16 protein-coding genes and 1 tRNA gene are annotated in these 16,166 nt (G+C 38.1%); 7 read left to right on the top strand and 10 right to left on the bottom strand.

The window, feature by feature from the left end; translation table 11 throughout:
- Nucleotides 1–132 precede the first annotated feature (132 nt).
- A tRNA-Arg gene (locus H9L23_RS21695) sits at nt 133–204 on the top strand.
- 436 nt (nt 205–640) lie between these two features.
- Here the strand turns inward: H9L23_RS21695 and H9L23_RS21690 are convergent.
- The 5 genes from H9L23_RS21690 to H9L23_RS21670 all read right to left on the bottom strand — a co-directional run bounded on the left by H9L23_RS21690 (nt 641) and on the right by H9L23_RS21670 (nt 4,537).
- On the bottom strand, nt 641–1,318 hold the full coding sequence (locus H9L23_RS21690; protein ID WP_187592279.1) for a metal-dependent hydrolase: 678 nt from the start codon (nt 1,316–1,318) through the stop codon (nt 641–643).
- Nucleotides 1,319–1,370: 52 nt separating this feature from the next.
- A complete protein-coding gene (locus H9L23_RS21685) occupies nt 1,371–1,676 on the bottom strand; it encodes a YbaB/EbfC family nucleoid-associated protein (protein WP_090497846.1) in 306 nt (101 codons plus the stop codon).
- A 23-nt stretch (nt 1,677–1,699) separates the two neighbouring features.
- A complete protein-coding gene (locus H9L23_RS21680; RefSeq protein WP_187592278.1) occupies nt 1,700–2,683 on the bottom strand; it encodes a hypothetical protein in 984 nt (327 codons plus the stop codon).
- A 4-nt stretch (nt 2,684–2,687) separates the two neighbouring features.
- Complete coding sequence (locus H9L23_RS21675; RefSeq protein WP_187592277.1) at nt 2,688–3,917, bottom strand: serine hydrolase domain-containing protein; 1,230 nt, start codon at nt 3,915–3,917, stop codon at nt 2,688–2,690.
- A 68-nt stretch (nt 3,918–3,985) separates the two neighbouring features.
- Nucleotides 3,986–4,537, bottom strand: coding sequence for a cupin domain-containing protein (locus tag H9L23_RS21670; protein ID WP_029985317.1), 552 nt, complete (start codon nt 4,535–4,537; stop codon nt 3,986–3,988).
- 202 nt (nt 4,538–4,739) lie between these two features.
- On the opposite strand from H9L23_RS21670, the gene H9L23_RS21665 reads away from it, so the two are divergent.
- Nucleotides 4,740–5,120, top strand: a complete 381-nt coding sequence (locus H9L23_RS21665) for a GxxExxY protein (protein ID WP_187592276.1) — start codon at nt 4,740–4,742, stop codon at nt 5,118–5,120.
- Nucleotides 5,121–5,242: 122 nt separating this feature from the next.
- Here H9L23_RS21665 and H9L23_RS21660 read toward each other — a convergent pair whose 3' ends face one another.
- The 3 genes from H9L23_RS21660 to pdhA form a co-directional block, all read right to left on the bottom strand.
- Nucleotides 5,243–7,021 (bottom strand): DUF885 domain-containing protein, encoded by a 1,779-nt coding sequence (locus tag H9L23_RS21660; RefSeq protein ID WP_187592275.1) that lies wholly within the window; start codon nt 7,019–7,021, stop codon nt 5,243–5,245.
- A 141-nt stretch (nt 7,022–7,162) separates the two neighbouring features.
- Entirely contained in the window at nt 7,163–8,845 is a 1,683-nt protein-coding gene (locus tag H9L23_RS21655; protein WP_187592274.1) for a pyruvate dehydrogenase complex dihydrolipoamide acetyltransferase, read from the bottom strand.
- A 31-nt stretch (nt 8,846–8,876) separates the two neighbouring features.
- Nucleotides 8,877–9,872 carry a pyruvate dehydrogenase (acetyl-transferring) E1 component subunit alpha gene (gene pdhA / locus H9L23_RS21650; RefSeq protein WP_187592273.1) on the bottom strand — a complete coding sequence of 332 codons (996 nt, stop codon included), beginning with the start codon at nt 9,870–9,872 and terminating at the stop codon, nt 8,877–8,879.
- A gap of 495 nt (nt 9,873–10,367) precedes the next feature.
- Here pdhA and H9L23_RS21645 point away from each other — a divergent pair, with 495 nt between their 5' ends.
- The 4 genes from H9L23_RS21645 (at nt 10,368) to H9L23_RS26935 (ending at nt 12,478) form a co-directional block, all read left to right on the top strand.
- Nucleotides 10,368–10,925 (top strand): C40 family peptidase, encoded by a 558-nt coding sequence (locus H9L23_RS21645; RefSeq protein WP_187592272.1) that lies wholly within the window; start codon nt 10,368–10,370, stop codon nt 10,923–10,925.
- Nucleotides 10,926–11,028: 103 nt separating this feature from the next.
- Entirely contained in the window at nt 11,029–12,126 is a 1,098-nt protein-coding gene (locus H9L23_RS21640) for a CapA family protein (protein ID WP_187592271.1), read from the top strand.
- Nucleotides 12,127–12,170: 44 nt separating this feature from the next.
- Nucleotides 12,171–12,356, top strand: a complete 186-nt coding sequence (locus H9L23_RS21635; protein WP_025141506.1) for a hypothetical protein — start codon at nt 12,171–12,173, stop codon at nt 12,354–12,356.
- Nucleotides 12,353–12,478 carry a hypothetical protein gene (locus tag H9L23_RS26935; protein ID WP_262892375.1) on the top strand — a complete coding sequence of 42 codons (126 nt, stop codon included), beginning with the start codon at nt 12,353–12,355 and terminating at the stop codon, nt 12,476–12,478. The genes H9L23_RS21635 and H9L23_RS26935 overlap by 4 nt, the downstream gene beginning before the upstream one ends.
- Here the strand turns inward: H9L23_RS26935 and H9L23_RS21630 are convergent, their stop codons facing one another.
- A complete protein-coding gene (locus H9L23_RS21630) occupies nt 12,479–12,664 on the bottom strand; it encodes a hypothetical protein (RefSeq protein WP_025141500.1) in 186 nt (61 codons plus the stop codon).
- Nucleotides 12,665–12,776: 112 nt separating this feature from the next.
- On the opposite strand from H9L23_RS21630, the gene H9L23_RS21625 reads away from it, so the two are divergent.
- Nucleotides 12,777–13,718, top strand: coding sequence for an SPFH domain-containing protein (locus H9L23_RS21625; protein WP_187592270.1), 942 nt, complete (start codon nt 12,777–12,779; stop codon nt 13,716–13,718).
- Between the two features lie 145 nt (nt 13,719–13,863).
- Here the strand turns inward: H9L23_RS21625 and H9L23_RS21620 are convergent, their stop codons facing one another.
- A complete protein-coding gene (locus tag H9L23_RS21620; protein WP_246474756.1) occupies nt 13,864–16,029 on the bottom strand; it encodes a carboxy terminal-processing peptidase in 2,166 nt (721 codons plus the stop codon).
- Nucleotides 16,030–16,166 lie beyond the last annotated feature (137 nt).

The raw sequence follows: 16,166 nt of genomic DNA, 5'->3' as shown, positions 1-16,166 counted from the left end.
TTCGTATGCCCTTAAAAGGTAGCGTTCACTAAATAAAACAGATTTAATCCTCCAATGGTAAACCATTAATGCATGTTAAAATGAATTCTCTTGAGACGAAACTTTTGTTATATTTGCGCATCAAAATAAAATGGTCCCGTAGTTCAACGGATAGAATAGAAGTTTCCTAAACTTTAGATATGAGTTCGATTCTCGTCGGGACCACTAAAATGTTAAGCCTTTGGATAAAATCTGAAGGCTTTATTGTTTTATTCCCACACCTGACTCCTTTAAAACCTTCCTCAAAAAAAAATGTTTATCTCCTGCAAATACTTTTAATGCATAATTAAACACTGCTTCAATTTCTATCAATTTAATCTGTCTGTATTTATAGTTTTAGTAGATTAATGATGAATTTTAGCGTTATTAAGCAGTAATTTAAGCCTTTTGTTAAAATTATAGGTAAATATCATTTGTTTTACTACAGTAATGATGCTGCCATCGTTTTAACACCTTCAAGGCAGGAAACAGTTTTTATTAGGACTTTAGCAGGTAACTGTTAAGCCCTAATTGTATGTTAGCAATAAAGAAGGGCCAATTGGCCCTCCTTTATTATTGTTGCTTGCAACCGCGACCGCTTACGCTGCGGATTCGACTGGAATTATAAGTTTATTGTTTCGCCGATTGCTGGCAACAACAAGGTTTTCTTTTCGCGTTCAAATTTATCAACGGCGGCTTTGGTATCAATTTCAATTACCGGGAAGGTATTGTAATGCACACCGATCACTTTATCGCAATCAAAGTATTTTGTCGCAATTAAGGCATCATCTACATCCATGGTATAATTTCCACCGATAGGTAAAATAGCATAATCAAGATTATAAATATCAGCCAAAACCTTCATTTCGATGGTTAAACCGGTATCACCCGCAAAATAAATCTGTTTACCATCAACTTCTAAAACAAAACCAGCTGGATTGCCACCATAACTTCCATCAGGTAAACCCGAAGAATGTGTTGCTGGTACCATACGTACCGTTCCCCAATCGAAGGTAAATTTGCCGAAATTCATTCCGTGTACTTTTTCTACGCCTTGTTTTGAAGCCCAATCGGTAATTTCCGGCATTGCAATAACGGTTGCCTGGGTTTGTTTAGCCAATTCAACCAAATCAGCTACGTGGTCGCCATGACCATGGCTCACTAAAATGTAATCAGCTTCAATCGCCTTAATATCTACATCTTTAGCTAATGGATTGTGTGATATAAATGGATCGAATAATAATTTTTTGCCAGAAGTTTCGAGTAAGAAACAAGATTGGCCATAATAGGTGTATTTCATGATTATAGTATCAAGTATGTAGATCTAAGTAGCAAGATTGATTTTAACGATATTATTGCCCAAACATACCGCCTAAGCCACCCAGCATATCCTGCGCAGAGGCCTGCATTTCGGCAGCACTAACCTGCTCGGCACTTGCCATGGCTTTGTTAATCGCGGTTAATAATAATTCTTCCAGTTCTTCTTTATCGGCGCCTTTTAAAAATTCTTCATCGATAGCAACTCCGGTAATGGCCTTGTTTGCTGTAGCTGTAATTTTTATTGCACCATTTTCAACTTCGCCATATACAGATATGGTATCAAGGCGTTTTTTAATTTCTTCGGCTTTTTGCTGAGCCGCAAATAATTTATCGAACATAACAGTTTTGTTTTATAGTAAAACTAAATCCGGCCTAAAATAGTATTGGCTTCATCAAGAAAGCGTTCAATTTTTTTAGTGCCTATAAAGCTTTTAAGGTTTAAAATGGTTGTTTTGTTTTTGGCAGGTAAAAAAATCTCTGCCCTAACTTCGGTACCCGAATAAATAAGATTGGTTGTTTTGCGGATAACCTGAAAGCGGATCAGGTCATCAAATGGATATTCTTTTTTAAAACGACCAGCAAAAGTAGAACGGATAATTTTTCTTTGGCTTTTATCAAAACGGATGTTCGAAGTTGCTGCAAAAAGAAGTGCTAAGCCAATTGCCGCTGGAAAATAGGTTAGGAGTATTTTTTGAACAGATCCTTCATTTGCCAAAAAATCCGGACTAAACAATATCGCAACAGTAGCACCGATCAAAATCAAGCCAACAATAAAACTTCCTATCTTATTATCCCGCAACTGGTAAATACCTCCCTCTTCTTTAAAAAACCTAAAATCGTATATGGTCTGTTTAGGGATTACAGGTGCATTGGCGAATACCAGCTCATCAATTTTTGGCAATACCTCTTGCTGATAAGCAATCAGATTGGCATCATTAGCTTTACCATATCCGGAAGAAACAAGTAAGCCTCTTCCATGCCTGTTGCTTTTTTTAAACAGTTTGTAATTAAAACCACTTCCGAGTATTTCGTATGGTTCAACGGAAGCAATATCTTCAAAAGGAATTGATCCCGTTGGCAAAAACGCAATCTTTTTATATAAAACCCTGCTGTTGCCATCAAAAATAACCTTAGTTTCGGCTATTAAAATCAGTAGTAAGGGAATTAATAATAGGAAGCCATAATATCCTAAGGTAAGGCCAGCAGAATAACCTTGTACTGATTTTGATAAATAGAAAATAAATGCTGCAACCAGTATAAAAAATATAAGCCCAACTATCCTTAAATTTCTTTTAGGATAGATGGTTAATGTACCCGGTCCGATAATCCATTTTGTTTTTGCCATAAATTTAATCTTCGTCTGAACCTGGCAAACTGCCGTTGCCATGGTATGCCCCCTTGCGGATAATCGGCATGTCGAAGTGTTTATAAAGATCGTCGAGATGCATTAAACTTCCGTTGGTCAGGTTGCCTAAAAACACAATAACAATGTTTTTGTTTAGATCTCTTACATAAATATGGCGGAAACCATGCCACCAGCCCGTATGGTACACCACTTTATCCATTTTTTCGCCATCGAACATCCTCCAGCCATAACCGTAGTTAAAGTGTCCATTTACAGGCTTATTGTGACCAGTATAGGCAGAATCGAGGCTTTTTTGGGTCAATAACCTGCCATTTTTTAAGTATTTATCGAACAGCACTAAATCGTGTACGGTACTGTAAATTCCCTTATCACCAACCGGGCCATCCAAAAAGTTCTGTGCCACAGAATAACGCCAGGTACGGTCGTGACCAACCACATCAACCGGGATTTTTTCGTATTCGGTGGTGCTATATACATGGGTATGCTTTAATCCTGCCGGTTTAAAAACATGCTCCATCATATACTGCGAATAACGCTGTCCGGTTACTTTTTCTATAATCGCACCCAAAACCATAAAGTTTGAGTTATTGTAATGGAAACGGTTATCAGGTTTGGTATAAGGATTGGGCTTACGTTCGGCAATCACATCCATTACTTCCTGGTTGGTTACCCCTTTTTTCATATTACGTTTTTCTTTACGCCAGATATCGTCGATAAAGTACACGTAATTCATCATACCACTGCGGTGCGAAAGCAATAACTTAACCGTTATATCTTCATAAGGGAAATTGGGGAAAAACTTTTTTACGTTGTCGTTTAATGAGAGTTTTCCTGCTTCTACCAATTGCATAATGGCTGTGCCGGTAAATGTTTTGGTAATTGAAGCCAGTTCAAACTCAGAGTTGATGGTTAAGCTATCGCGGTGCAGGTAATCGGCCCAGCCAATGGCTTTTTCATAAAGAATTTTACCATCCTTGGCCACCAACATATTTCCGTTAAAACCATATTTTTTATGCAGGTTGTCAACAAAATCAGCAATCCATTTGTCGCCTTTTTGTGGATTATAAACTAATAAAAGGCTGTCGGCTTTATCGTCTTCTTTAGTGCGGATCTTTTTTTCAGCAGCCTTTTTTTCTTCAGCTTTTTTGCCTGAACATGCGGTTAGTAAAGTTGCAGAGAGGGCTAGTGCTGAACATATATATCGAAAATTCATTTATATCAGGGATAGTGTATTTAAAACCCGAAAATTAAAGAATTTTAGACGGTTAAAACGAAAGAGTTTTACACATTTTCGCATTTTTGATTGTACCAGCACTCAAATAAATGGCCTTTGCTCCCATAAACAGGATCGCTATCGGGATTTTTTACCTTGGCAATGTCTTCATCCGCTTCCGGACGCTCTTCTGCCCTGCCATATTTCATATTATATTCTGCACCATTTGGATAAGCACCAACTACCGTAAAGTCGTCGCTGGAGTTTAATTTTTTATGGGCTACACCTGCCGGAATGATGATCACGTCACCTTTATCCAGCTCAACACAAACACCATGTTCTCCTCCAAACTGTACATCAGCCTTGCCGCAGAACACGCCCATTACTTCATGTGTATTGCTATGGTAATGGTGATAATCAAAAATACCATCAACCCACGAATTGGTATAACCATTCTGCGCAAAAACCTTTCTGATCACCTCTTCGGTATCATCTGGATGCAGCCTGAATGTACCTTTGTATATCATTAACGGCAAAGTAGGGTTATTAGGGAAGTTGCCATTCTCTTCTATCTTGTGCGCAACCAGGTAAGCTTCTTGTATCAATTTTTCTTTGTCCATGATTTGGGTGTTTTAATAATTAACAAAGGAATTGGAAAAGGGTTTCGGGATTTGAATGAATAGCTTTTTTAAATTATCCCGCAGATTTAAGAAGATCAGCACAGAGCGGTTCCACTTGTGCATAAACCAAAGTTATAATTTTGATAATTATGTATTTTTAATTAATCATCCTGATTTAAGAATGCCATTAAATTTTGATATTATGGATGAGAACGATATCTCCTATCTGATTAGGGGTTCAATATTTACAGTTTACAATGCACTAGGTCCTGGTTTATTAGGATCTGCTTACGAAACTGTGCTATCTTATGTTTTAACTGAAAAGGGCTTAAAAGTTAAACAACAAGTACAATTACCAATATTTTTTGAAGACATAATATTAGATACAGGCTATCGCATAGACTTATTGATAAATGATTTGGTGATTATTGAAATCAAATCTGTAGAAACAGTTGCTCCGGTACATCATAAGCAAGTGCTCACATATCTCAAGCTTTCAGGCTTAAAGCTAGGATTGCTTGTTAATTTTAATTCTTCAAACATATCTGAATCTATCTGGAGAAAAGTAAATGGTCTTTTATGAATGTTTTCCCACAGATTTAAGAACATTAACACAGACCTATGTATTTTATCTGCGTTTTTTGCGGTATCTGCGGGAAAACAAATTAAAGGGTTTTTCATGCATTCAGAATGACAAAATAGATCTTACTTCTGGCTTGCAGCCCAGGCATCCATTTTGGCTTCAAAAACCGATAAAGGGAAAGATCCGTCTTTTAACACTGCGGTATGAAAAGCCGCAAGTTTAAATTTCGGTCCCAGCTCTTTTTCGTATTTAGTTCTTAATTCACGTATTTTCATAGCGCCTGTTTTATAACCTAAGGCCTGTGCAGGTATGCCCATGTAACGTTCAATTTCTGCCGTGGCACCTTCGGTACTGATGGCTTCGTTATCCGTCATATATTTAATGGCCTCTTCCCGGCTCATGTTTTTGGTATGAATGGCCACATCAACCACCAAACGGATGGCACGGTGCATTTCATCGCCCAGAGCCCCCATGTGTTGATAAGGATCCTGATAAAGACCCAATTCTTTCCCTAGTGATTCGCAATAAAGCGCCCAGCCTTCTACATAAGCATTGTGCCCGCCAAAACGACGGAAATTTGGCAGCGATTTGTTCTCCTGTGTTAAAGAAATCTGGTAATGGTGACCAGGGATAGCTTCATGAAGAAATAACGATTCCATGCCCGATGTGGTATTGAATGTTTTGGCATCCAAAATCGGCACGTAGAAAATGCCTGGACGAGAACCATCTGCCGAGCCCTGATTATACTCTGCACTGGCCGATGCAGCCCTGAAAGCCTCTGTTTGACGGATTTCGAAAGGTATTTTAGGTTCCACCTCAAACATCTTTTTCAGATTGGGTTTCATGCGTTGATGGATATTTTCAAAAGCAGCCAGCACTTCCTGCGGTGTTTTGTAGGGCATGAATTTTTTATCGGTTTTCATATATTCGAAAAAGGCCTTTAAATCACCTTTAAAACCTACCAGATTTTTGATGCTGTCCATCTGGCCTTTAATGCGGGCAACCTCTTTTAAACCGGTCTGATAAATTTCTTCAGGGGTTTTATTGGTAGTAGTTTGTTGTTTTACCAGATAAGTATACCAGGCCAATCCACCTGGCATAGCAGAATAGCCCGAAGTTGTACGGCTTTTGGGCAGGTATTCGTTTTGCAGATAATCACCTAATTTTTTATAAGTAGGAATGATGACATTGGTGATCGAATTGCGGTAGGCAGCTGTCAATTTTTCTTTGTCCGAGGCAGAAAAACTTTTAGGCATTAACTTAACCGGGCCATAAAACAAACTTTCTTCAGGTTTGGCTACCACCATGCTTTGCATCTGAGGAATCATTTTTACCACCAATGCTTTTGGCAATACGATACCTGCTGCTGCACCTTTTTTGAAATTCCCAATGGCTGTATCGGCCCACACCGCAAATGCATCAACACGTTTTAGCCAGTCTTCGTAGTTTTTCACCGTTTTAAAAGGCTGGATCCCCGTTCCAGAACCAAATTGACCAATGGTTAGGGGTAAAGCAAACATCTGGTTGAAAGGCAGGTATTCGGAATGATACTTTAATCCTTCCAGATTAATTTCCAATTGGTCTTTTAGGTAGTCGTAAGATAATTTATCGTTTGCGCCAAGGCTTTCGCGGTCATATTTACCCAAGCTATCCAGATAACGCTGATTGTAGCTTTTAAATTCTTTTAAATAGGCTTGCGACCCATCGTTGGCCAAAAGATCGTTATAACGCTCATCTCCGATGTAGGTGGCGCTTAAAGGGTTTATTTTTAATCCATCCTGATAATATTGTTCGCAAAGGGCCGCAAAAGTTTTGTTTTCTGCGCCATTATCAGAACTGTTTTTTTGCTTACAGCCAAGCATTGCAGTAATGCAGGCAGCAAAAAGAAGTGTTTTTTTCATTTGTTTTGGTTTATGGTCTTTAATCAAAAATAGCAAATTAAGTCGCTAATTACTAAAAGCCTTAAACGCAAAAAAGCCATCCAAAAAGGATGGCTTTAATATATTGTCAGTATTAACTGAAAACTGTGAATTGCTAACTGATTATGCTAATAACCTGATTGGCTCTTCTAATAAACCTTTTAATGTTTGTAAGAATTGTGCCCCAGTTGCGCCATCAACCACACGGTGATCGCAACCTAAAGTCAATTTCATTACATTACCAGGAACAACAGCACCATTTTTAACAACAGGAACTTGTTGAATAGCACCTACTGATAAAATTGCACCATCAGGAGAGTTGATAATTGAAGTAAACTCATCAATACCAAACATACCTAAGTTAGATACGGTGAAAGTAGAACCTTCCCAATCTGCAGGCTGTAATTTCTTAGCTTTTGCTTTTCCACCGAAATCTTTTACTTCAGCCGAAATGTGCGATAATGATTTACCATCAGCAAAACGTACTACTGGCACCAATAAACCGTCTTCAACAGCCATGGCTACACCAATGTTGGTATGTTCGTTAAATCTGATTTTATCGCCACCCCATGATGAGTTAACTGCCGGGTGTTTTTTCAATGCAACAGCAACCGCTTTGATTACGATATCGTTGAAAGAAACTTTAACCGGAGCAACAGCATTAATTGCCGTACGGGCAGCCATTGCATTGTCCATATCAATACTGATGGTTAAGTAGAAATGTGGAGCAGTAAATAAACTTTCGGCCAAACGTTTAGCAATTACTTTACGCATTTGCGAAACCGGAGCTTCTGTATATTTAACTTCGCCAACAAAAGTAGGAATAACCGGTGCTGGTGCAGCAGCTTTATCAGCAGCCGGAGCTGATGCAGATTCTGCTTTAGCTGGCGCAGCCGATGGTTTAAAGTTTTCGATATCCTTTTTAATGATACGACCACCTTCTGCACTACCTGCAACCTGTGCTAAATCGATCCCTTTATCTTTAGCAATTTTCTTAGCTAAAGGAGATGCTTTAACGCGGCTATCTGAAGAACTTTCTGCAACAGGAGCGGATGATGAACCTGAATCAGCAGTTGCAGCTTGTTTTTCTTCTTTTGGTGCTTCTGCACTTTCAGCTTTAGGAGCTGGAGCTGAACCACCTGCCAAAATTCCGCTCACATCGGTTCCTTCGGGACCAACAATAGCGATAATTCCGTTTACTTTAGCAGCCTGGCCTTTTTCTACACCAATGTGTAATAAAGTTCCGGTTGCATAACCCATTACTTCCATAGTAGCCTTATCGGTTTCTACATCAGCAAGAACATCATCATCCTTAACTTTATCGCCAACTTTTTTATGCCATTCGGCAATTACGCCTTCGGTCATGGTATCGCTTAATAAAGGCATGCGGATAACCGTAACACCTTTAGCAGCTAATTCTTCTTCGCTTAAGCCACCGCCTTGAGCAGGGGCCGCTTCTTCTTTTTTATCTTCAGCTTTAGGAGCTTCGTCTTTACTTTCAGACTTCGGACTTGCCGACTCCTGACTTCCAGCCTGTTCTGCTTCTAATGCTGCTTTATAATCTTCACCTTCTTTACCGATAACGGCCATGATGGCATCAACGGGAACAGCCGATCCTTCTTCTACACCTATGTATAAAATGGTACCATCCCAATAAGATTCCATATCCATTGTTGCTTTGTCAGTTTCTACTTCTGCCAAAACATCGCCGCTTTTCACTTTATCGCCCACTTTTTTATGCCACTTCGCCAAAACCCCTTCGGTCATGGTGTCGCTCATTTTGGGCATTTTAATTACATCAGCCATTATATCTAATTAATTGAAATCTTATTTAATATTAGTCCATTACGTAAGGGTAGTTCTCGGTCATATATACATCTTTGTATAACTCAGATGCTTCTGGCCAAGGAGATTCTTCAGCAAATTTCACTGCCTGATCAACAGTTGCTTTTACTTTAGCTTCTACTTCTTCAATCCATGCTTCGTCTGCATACTTTTCTTTAAGAATAGTTTCTCTTGCATGCTCAACAGGATCTTTTGCTTTGTAATCTTCTAACTCTTCTTTGGTACGGTATTTTGCCGGATCAGACATTGAGTGACCACGGTAACGGTAAGTTCTCATTTCTAAGAAAGTTGGCCCTTCACCTTTACGTGCACGTTGAATAGCTTCATCCATTGCATTGTGAACTGCAACAGGATCCATACCATCAACCGGTGCGCATGGCATATCAAAACCTAAACCAATTTTATAAATATCGGTCATGTTGGTAGTACGTTGTACTGATGTACCCATTGCATAACCATTGTTTTCGCAAACAAAAATAACTGGCAATTTCCACAACATGGCCATGTTAAAAGTTTCGTTTAGTGCACCCTGACGTACTGCACCATCACCCATATAACATATATTAACGTTGTCGGTACCTTTATATTTTTCTGCAAAAGCAACGCCAGCACCCAGAGGAATCTGACCGCCAACAATGGCGTGACCACCGTAGAAGTTATGCTCTTTACTGAACATGTGCATTGAACCACCTTTACCTTTAGAGCAACCTGTAGCTTTACCGTACATTTCTGCCATAATACTATCGGCACTTACTCCTAAAGCTAAGGCATGGGCGTGATCACGGTAAGTGGTAATCATTGAATCGCCTTTTTGCATCGCAGATATTGCACCTGCAACTACAGCTTCTTGTCCAATGTATAAATGACAAAAGCCACGTATTTTTTGTTGTCCGTATAACTGGCCGGTTTTTTCTTCGAATTTGCGCATCAGCAACATCGACTCAAACCACTTTAACCAGGTATCTTTATTTATTTCTACTGCACTCATTTTAGGGTATTTGTTTTTTGCGACAGCAAATCTAATTTTTTTATTGTAATTTTTGGCACTTTTAAGTGTAAAAACATCATGGTATTAGGGCTAAAATCAGATTTAACAGTTGTTTTACAATTAAATACAAACCACAAACACTTTTAAAGATTTAATACTGATTTCACATAATTAAATCAATGCCCTTTATCATAATAAGTATTCAATTTATTCTGAAATTTAATTCTGCATAAGCGCATATTTCCATAATTTAAATATAACACAAACTTAAAACATACAGGAATATCCAAAATGAAAAAAACATTTAAAAAAGATGGTTTTAAAGCAAAATTTTACTTGAAAACAGTGGATAAAAAACAAAAATGTTAATAACTTTCGTTTTTTATAACATTACATTTGGATAACATTTGTATAATCAATACTTTTGACAACCAACAATAAGCCCATGTGGTGTACGTTAATGTGTAAGTGAATACCCAAACATAACTGTATAACATGATTAAAAAAATTTTGTTTTCTACCCTAATCGCTATCTGCACGCTCTCAAGCGCATTTGCGCAAACAAAAACAAAAGAATCTGGTAAAGAATTAAATGACCCTGATAACCTTGCTTCACAATATTTTTCGCAGGTAATGGGTGTTGCAGTAGATGCGACCTCGAATTTAAAACTCTACAAGTTTATATACGAATGGATCGGAACCCCATATAGTTATGGTGGAAACAGCAAAAGAGGCATTGATTGCTCAGCTTTTACTAAAGCGATTTACGACAAAGTTTTCAACACTACCATCAGAAGGAATTCACGCGATATTTTTAGCATGGTAGATCCACTGTCTAAAGAGGATTTAAAAGAAGGCGATCTGGTTTTCTTTAAAATTAAAAGCAGAAGTATCTCACACGTTGGCATCTACCTCGGCGACAACAGGTTCGCACACGCATCCAGCTCGCGTGGTGTAGTAATCAGCAACCTGAACGAACCTTATTACAGCCGTTACTTTTACAAAGGTGGGCGTGTTTTAGAATCGTTTAAAAAAGAATTTGAAGTAGAATAGTTAAGTTAGCTGTTGACGATTTTCAGTTAACAGTTAATAAAAAACATATAGAATCCTCCTAAAGAAATTTCGGAGGATTTTTTTTATCCCGCAGAAATCTCAAATGAAGTTTTTCAACACCCTAATATTAGCCGTTTTTACCATAATTATCTTAATCAGCTGCACCAGTAATAATGCGCAGGTTAATACGCCCATTGTAAAACAAGATACAATCGTCAGGAAAATAACGGATACGATATCGATAACTGCCGTTGGTGATATTATGCTTGGTTCTGCTTTTCCATCAAAAACCAATCTTCCACCAGATGATGCCGTTAACAGCTTTCAAGCCGTAGATAGTTTATTAAAAGGTGATATCGTATTTGGAAACCTGGAAGGCTGTTTTCTTAATTCGGGCAATTCGAATAAATGTAATGGCATTAACCCGAATAACTGTTATGCTTTTAGAATGCCTGAACGTTACGCCGGCATATACAAAAATGCGGGATTTAACGTATTGAGTATTGCCAATAACCATGTTGGCGATTTTGATGCAAAAGGAAGAAAAAACACAGCAAGGATTTTAGATTCGCTAGAGATCCACTATGCGGGGCAGGTAAACAAGCCTTATGAAATTTTTGAGAAAGACAGCATAAAATATGCTTTCTGTGCTTTTGCGCCTAACGAAAACACCGTATCCATCAACAAGATCGACAGTGCAAAAGCTTTGGTTGCGCGGTTAAAAACAATGGCCGATATTGTAATTGTTTCTTTCCATGGCGGAGGTGAAGGGGCAAGATTTGAACATGTCACCCGTAAGAACGAAATCTTTTATAAAGAAAACAGGGGCAATGTATATGCCTTTGCTCACGCAGTGATAGATGCCGGGGCGGATGTAGTATTAGGCCATGGGCCGCATGTAACAAGGGCCGTTGAAGTATATAAAAATAAATTCATAGCTTACAGTCTGGGTAATTTTTGCACCTACGGAATGTTTAGCTTAAAAGGCAATAACGGTATTGCTCCTCTGCTTCAGCTAAAAATAAATGCCAAAGGCGATTTTTTATATGCAAATGTGATATCCATTAAGCAGGATAAAATCAACCGGTTAACCCTGGATGATAATCAGGGTGCTTTTAAACGTATAAAAGAACTGACCGATATTGATTTCATAGGTCATCAACTTAAATTTGAAGAAAACAAAATCAGTTTAAAAGATTAATCTTCTGCGACATCAATCTCAAATTAATTCAGAATATTTGCCTTATGAAAACGGGATTAATACTTCACTATATTATCGGTATCGCAGCGGCTATTTTAGTTTTGGCAGCAGCTTACTACATTCAGCAAAACCCCAAAAACCTTTTATCTGCCGGGATTATCATACTAGCAGGTTGCCTGGTCGCTTTTAGTCAATACCAGATCATTAAACACAAAAAGAAACAAAAATGATTGCTGTTCTTTTAGAAACTACAAATGCTGCAAACTTTAAAGATGGAATTTATCTTGGTTTAGCTATTGGCGCAGCGGTTGTACTTTTTCTTTTATCAAAAAAGTTTAGAAGAAAGAGTTAGTTAACTCTCATCCTTCGTATTCTTTACCAAACCAATACCCGAAACAAAGAATATTAGTCCGATGATACCATAAACCATCAATCCCCTTGTATTTTGACTGTGGTTTACAAAGCCATATCCGGCATAAATTAAGCCGATTATACCTAATATAGTTAATACTGTTCCAAAAGTACGTTTTACGTTCATAATTCTATTTTTTAACATAAGACAAAATTTTCAGGCTTTTGTTTGAGCGCTGTAAAATGGAGTATTAATTGTTTGTGTTTATTTTTTTATAACTTCATAAAAAAATCTAATTATGCAATACACCATTTACGTTGTAGCTATTGTAGCATTCATTATCCTACTCAGCTCGTTCGTTACCGTTAAACAGGGAACCATTGCGGTGGTAACCGTTTTCGGTAAGTACCGCCGTCAGTTAAGACCAGGTTTAAATTTTAAAATCCCATTAATAGAGCAGATTTATTCCCGGATCTCCATCCAGAACCGTTCGGTTGAACTTTCGTTCCAGGCAGTTACGCAAGATCAGGCGAATGTATATTTTAAAGCCATGCTTTTATATTCTGTGGTAAATCAGGATGAAGAGACCATTAAAAATGTAGCTTTTAAATTCGTAGATGCCACCAACCTGATGCAAGCGTTAATCAGGACCATCGAAGGTTCGATCCGTGCTTATGTAGCCACACAAAAACAGGCAAATGTACTGGCTCAGCGTAACGAAATTGTACTTCATGTTAAAGAACAGATTGATCAGGTTTTAGACGGCTGGGGTTACCACCTTCAGGATCTTCAGTTGAACGATATTACTTTTGATGAAGAAATTATGCGCTCAATGAGCCGTGTAGTGGCCTCTAACAATTTAAAGGCAGCGGCAGAGAACGAAGGTCAGGCTTTATTAATTACGAAAACCAAAGCTGCAGAAGCGGATGGTAATGCGATTAAGATTGCTGCTACAGCAGAGCGTGAAGCTGCTCAATTACGTGGACAAGGTATTGCCTTATTCCGTGCAGAGGTTGCACATGGAATGAGCAAAGCCGCTCAGGAAATGGAACAGGCCAATCTGGATATTTCTGTAATCTTATTTACCATGTGGACCGAATCAATCAAGCACTTTGCGGAAAATGGAGATGGTAATGTGATTTTCCTTGATGGTAGTGCAGATGGGATGAATAAGACCATGAAAGAGATGATGGCCATGCAGTTAAATAAACAAACCGAGCCATCAGCGAAAAAAGGTTAAAAGAATAACTAAATCTGACAAACTACATTTTAGTGCATTTAACTATCGAGCGAATTCTTTTTTAAAGTTGACAACGCTGATACCAACAAAAAAGGCCTCTTTAGTTTTAGCTAAAGGGGCCTTTTAATTTTAATATATTTCTGTATTAATTATTCTTTGGCATCAAACCCAGGTTCATTACATAACTGCCTGATTGCTGCATAAAATCGCCCATTACTCTTAACGATTCATCTTCAATAAAATCGAAAGCATCTTGCTTGGTTACTTTATCTCCCTTTTTAATGGCAGGCAATCCTCTTAAAGCACGTAATTCATTTTGTCTGGCCAGGGTTTTAACTTCCTGAGCCTCGCGCTCTGCTTTAAGTTTAGCTTCGTTTAAGGTTACAGAAACTTCATTATCACGTTTTTTAAGATCTGCGATATCCTGTTTAAGGTATTTGAAATCTAAAGAGTTAGCGATACGTTGTTCGCTATTTTTTGTCAACTGGGCTTTAACAGCAGTTAAATTGGCAACAGCCTTAAAGTTAGAGCTTGGAATCACGTCCCATGGTAAAGCAGATGGCTCAGTATCTTCACCAATTTTATCCATTGGGTATAAAGAAGGGAAAACAACATCAGGTGTTACCCCTTTATGTTGTGTACTGCTGCCTGCTACACGGTAAAATTTAGCCATCGTTAAATTGATCTGACCTAAGTTAATATCAGCCGCGCTGGCGCTGCTTGGTGATGTTCCAACAGTTTTATCTTTAGAAATTAAACCAGCAACCCTTTGCAACATGCTTGGGTTTACCAATTTGTTTAAATCGATAGAAGACTGAACCGTTCCTTTGCCATAGGTTTGGCTACCCATAATAATACCCCGGCCATAATCCTGAATGGCTCCGGCAAAAATTTCAGAGGCTGATGCACTTAAACGGTCTACCATTACACCAAAAGGACCATCCCATGCTACACCACTATTTTCGTCTTCGTCAACTTCAATTTTGCCACGTAAATCTTTTACCTGCACCACAGGGCCCTTATCAATAAATAAGCCTGTTAGTGAAATAGCTTCAACTAAAGAACCACCACCGTTTCCACGTAAATCCATCACAATGGCATTTACTTTATCGTAAGTTTTTAACGAATCGATCAGTTTTCTTACATCACGGGTGGTACTTTTATAATTTTTATCTCCGGCATTGGCTGCTTTAAAATCAGCATAAAAGGCTGGCAAAGTGATGATACCTATTTTAATGTCTTTACCATTGCTGTTGATGGTTTTTACTTTTTTCTTGGCAGAAGTTTCTTCCAATACAATTTTATCACGAACCAATTCGATGATTACCGGTTTCGACGACATTTCTTTTCCAGCCGGAATCACTTTTAAACGCACTTTAGTGCCTTTCGGACCTTTAATTTTCGATACGGTGTTATCTAATCTCCATCCCACCACATCAACAAACTCACCGTCACCTTGTGCTACAGCAATAATACGATCACCGGCACTTAATTGTTTACCTTTAAAAGCAGGTCCGCCGGCAATGATTTCTGAAATTTTAACCACCTCATTCTCCAACTGTAAACGGGCACCAATACCTTCAAAAGAGCGCGACATATCTTCGTTAAAAGCAGCGGCATTGCTTGGGTTGAAATAATTGGTATGTGGATCAATAGATTCTGTAAATGCATCCATTAAGATCTGGAAAACATCCTGATTATTCATTTTAGATGTTTGCGACTGTAAATTCTGATAACGTTTGGTTAATGTTTCTACATTTTTGTTTTCAGCGGTTCCGGCTAAATTCAAATTGATCAGCTCGTACTTAACACGTTTTTTCCAGGTATCGTTTAAGGCAGTTGTAGAAACCGGCCAAGGCAGTTTTTCCCTATCATATACATAGGTATCGGTTTGGTTAAAATCGAATTTGGTTTTAATCTGCGCTAATGAGTATGTGAAATATTCGTTAAGCCTTTTAGCGTAAACATTATAGATGAAGAATGGACCACTTAAATCGCCATTTTTAAAATCGTCGTCTAAAGTATATCTGTATTTTTCAAATTCTTTAATATCAGATGCAAGGAAATAATTTTTACCCTGATCTAATGATTTGATGTATTTATCTAAAATAATGGAAGATATAGAATCGTTAATCTGGATTTTCTTATAATTATAACTCTCGATCAGATTCACAACCTCCTTAATCACAAGCTGTTGCTGCTGATCCGGCTTTATATTGGTAATTCCCTCAACTATCGGCTGAGTTTTGGGCGCAGCATGACAGGCAAGTACTGCTCCGGTAAAAATTACAAAAAATATTCTCTTTAACATCTCTTTAAATGATTTAAAATCCATTTCCAATTCTATATAGCCAATATGATACCATTTTAGCAAAAAAACAAAAAAGAGACAGCATTATTACCGTCTCTTGTTAAAACTTTATCAAATCTAACTAAAAGCTTTTTATT

Source organism: Pedobacter roseus, assembly GCF_014395225.1.
GTDB lineage: Bacteria > Bacteroidota > Bacteroidia > Sphingobacteriales > Sphingobacteriaceae > Pedobacter > Pedobacter roseus.
The sequence above is the reverse complement of the archived record's forward strand: the minus strand, read 5'-3'. Positions and strand labels throughout refer to the sequence as shown.

Bases quoted from the DNA above. Each gene is read 5' to 3' on its own strand.
- H9L23_RS21690 (WP_187592279.1), bottom strand. From the start codon at position 1,318: ATGAAATACACCTATTATGGCCAATCTTGTTTCTTACTCGAAACTTCT.
- H9L23_RS21685 (WP_090497846.1), bottom strand. From the start codon at position 1,676: ATGTTCGATAAATTATTTGCGGCTCAGCAAAAAGCCGAAGAAATTAAA.
- H9L23_RS21680 (WP_187592278.1), bottom strand. From the start codon at position 2,683: ATGGCAAAAACAAAATGGATTATCGGACCGGGTACATTAACCATCTAT.
- H9L23_RS21675 (WP_187592277.1), bottom strand. From the start codon at position 3,917: ATGAATTTTCGATATATATGTTCAGCACTAGCCCTCTCTGCAACTTTA.
- H9L23_RS21670 (WP_029985317.1), bottom strand. From the start codon at position 4,537: ATGGACAAAGAAAAATTGATACAAGAAGCTTACCTGGTTGCGCACAAG.
- H9L23_RS21665 (WP_187592276.1), top strand. From the start codon at position 4,740: ATGGATGAGAACGATATCTCCTATCTGATTAGGGGTTCAATATTTACA.
- H9L23_RS21660 (WP_187592275.1), bottom strand. From the start codon at position 7,021: ATGAAAAAAACACTTCTTTTTGCTGCCTGCATTACTGCAATGCTTGGC.
- H9L23_RS21655 (WP_187592274.1), bottom strand. From the start codon at position 8,845: ATGGCTGATGTAATTAAAATGCCCAAAATGAGCGACACCATGACCGAA.
- pdhA (WP_187592273.1), bottom strand. From the start codon at position 9,872: ATGAGTGCAGTAGAAATAAATAAAGATACCTGGTTAAAGTGGTTTGAG.
- H9L23_RS21645 (WP_187592272.1), top strand. From the start codon at position 10,368: ATGATTAAAAAAATTTTGTTTTCTACCCTAATCGCTATCTGCACGCTC.
- H9L23_RS21640 (WP_187592271.1), top strand. From the start codon at position 11,029: ATGAAGTTTTTCAACACCCTAATATTAGCCGTTTTTACCATAATTATC.
- H9L23_RS21635 (WP_025141506.1), top strand. From the start codon at position 12,171: ATGAAAACGGGATTAATACTTCACTATATTATCGGTATCGCAGCGGCT.
- H9L23_RS26935 (WP_262892375.1), top strand. From the start codon at position 12,353: ATGATTGCTGTTCTTTTAGAAACTACAAATGCTGCAAACTTTAAAGAT.
- H9L23_RS21630 (WP_025141500.1), bottom strand. From the start codon at position 12,664: ATGAACGTAAAACGTACTTTTGGAACAGTATTAACTATATTAGGTATA.
- H9L23_RS21625 (WP_187592270.1), top strand. From the start codon at position 12,777: ATGCAATACACCATTTACGTTGTAGCTATTGTAGCATTCATTATCCTA.
- H9L23_RS21620 (WP_246474756.1), bottom strand. From the start codon at position 16,029: ATGTTAAAGAGAATATTTTTTGTAATTTTTACCGGAGCAGTACTTGCC.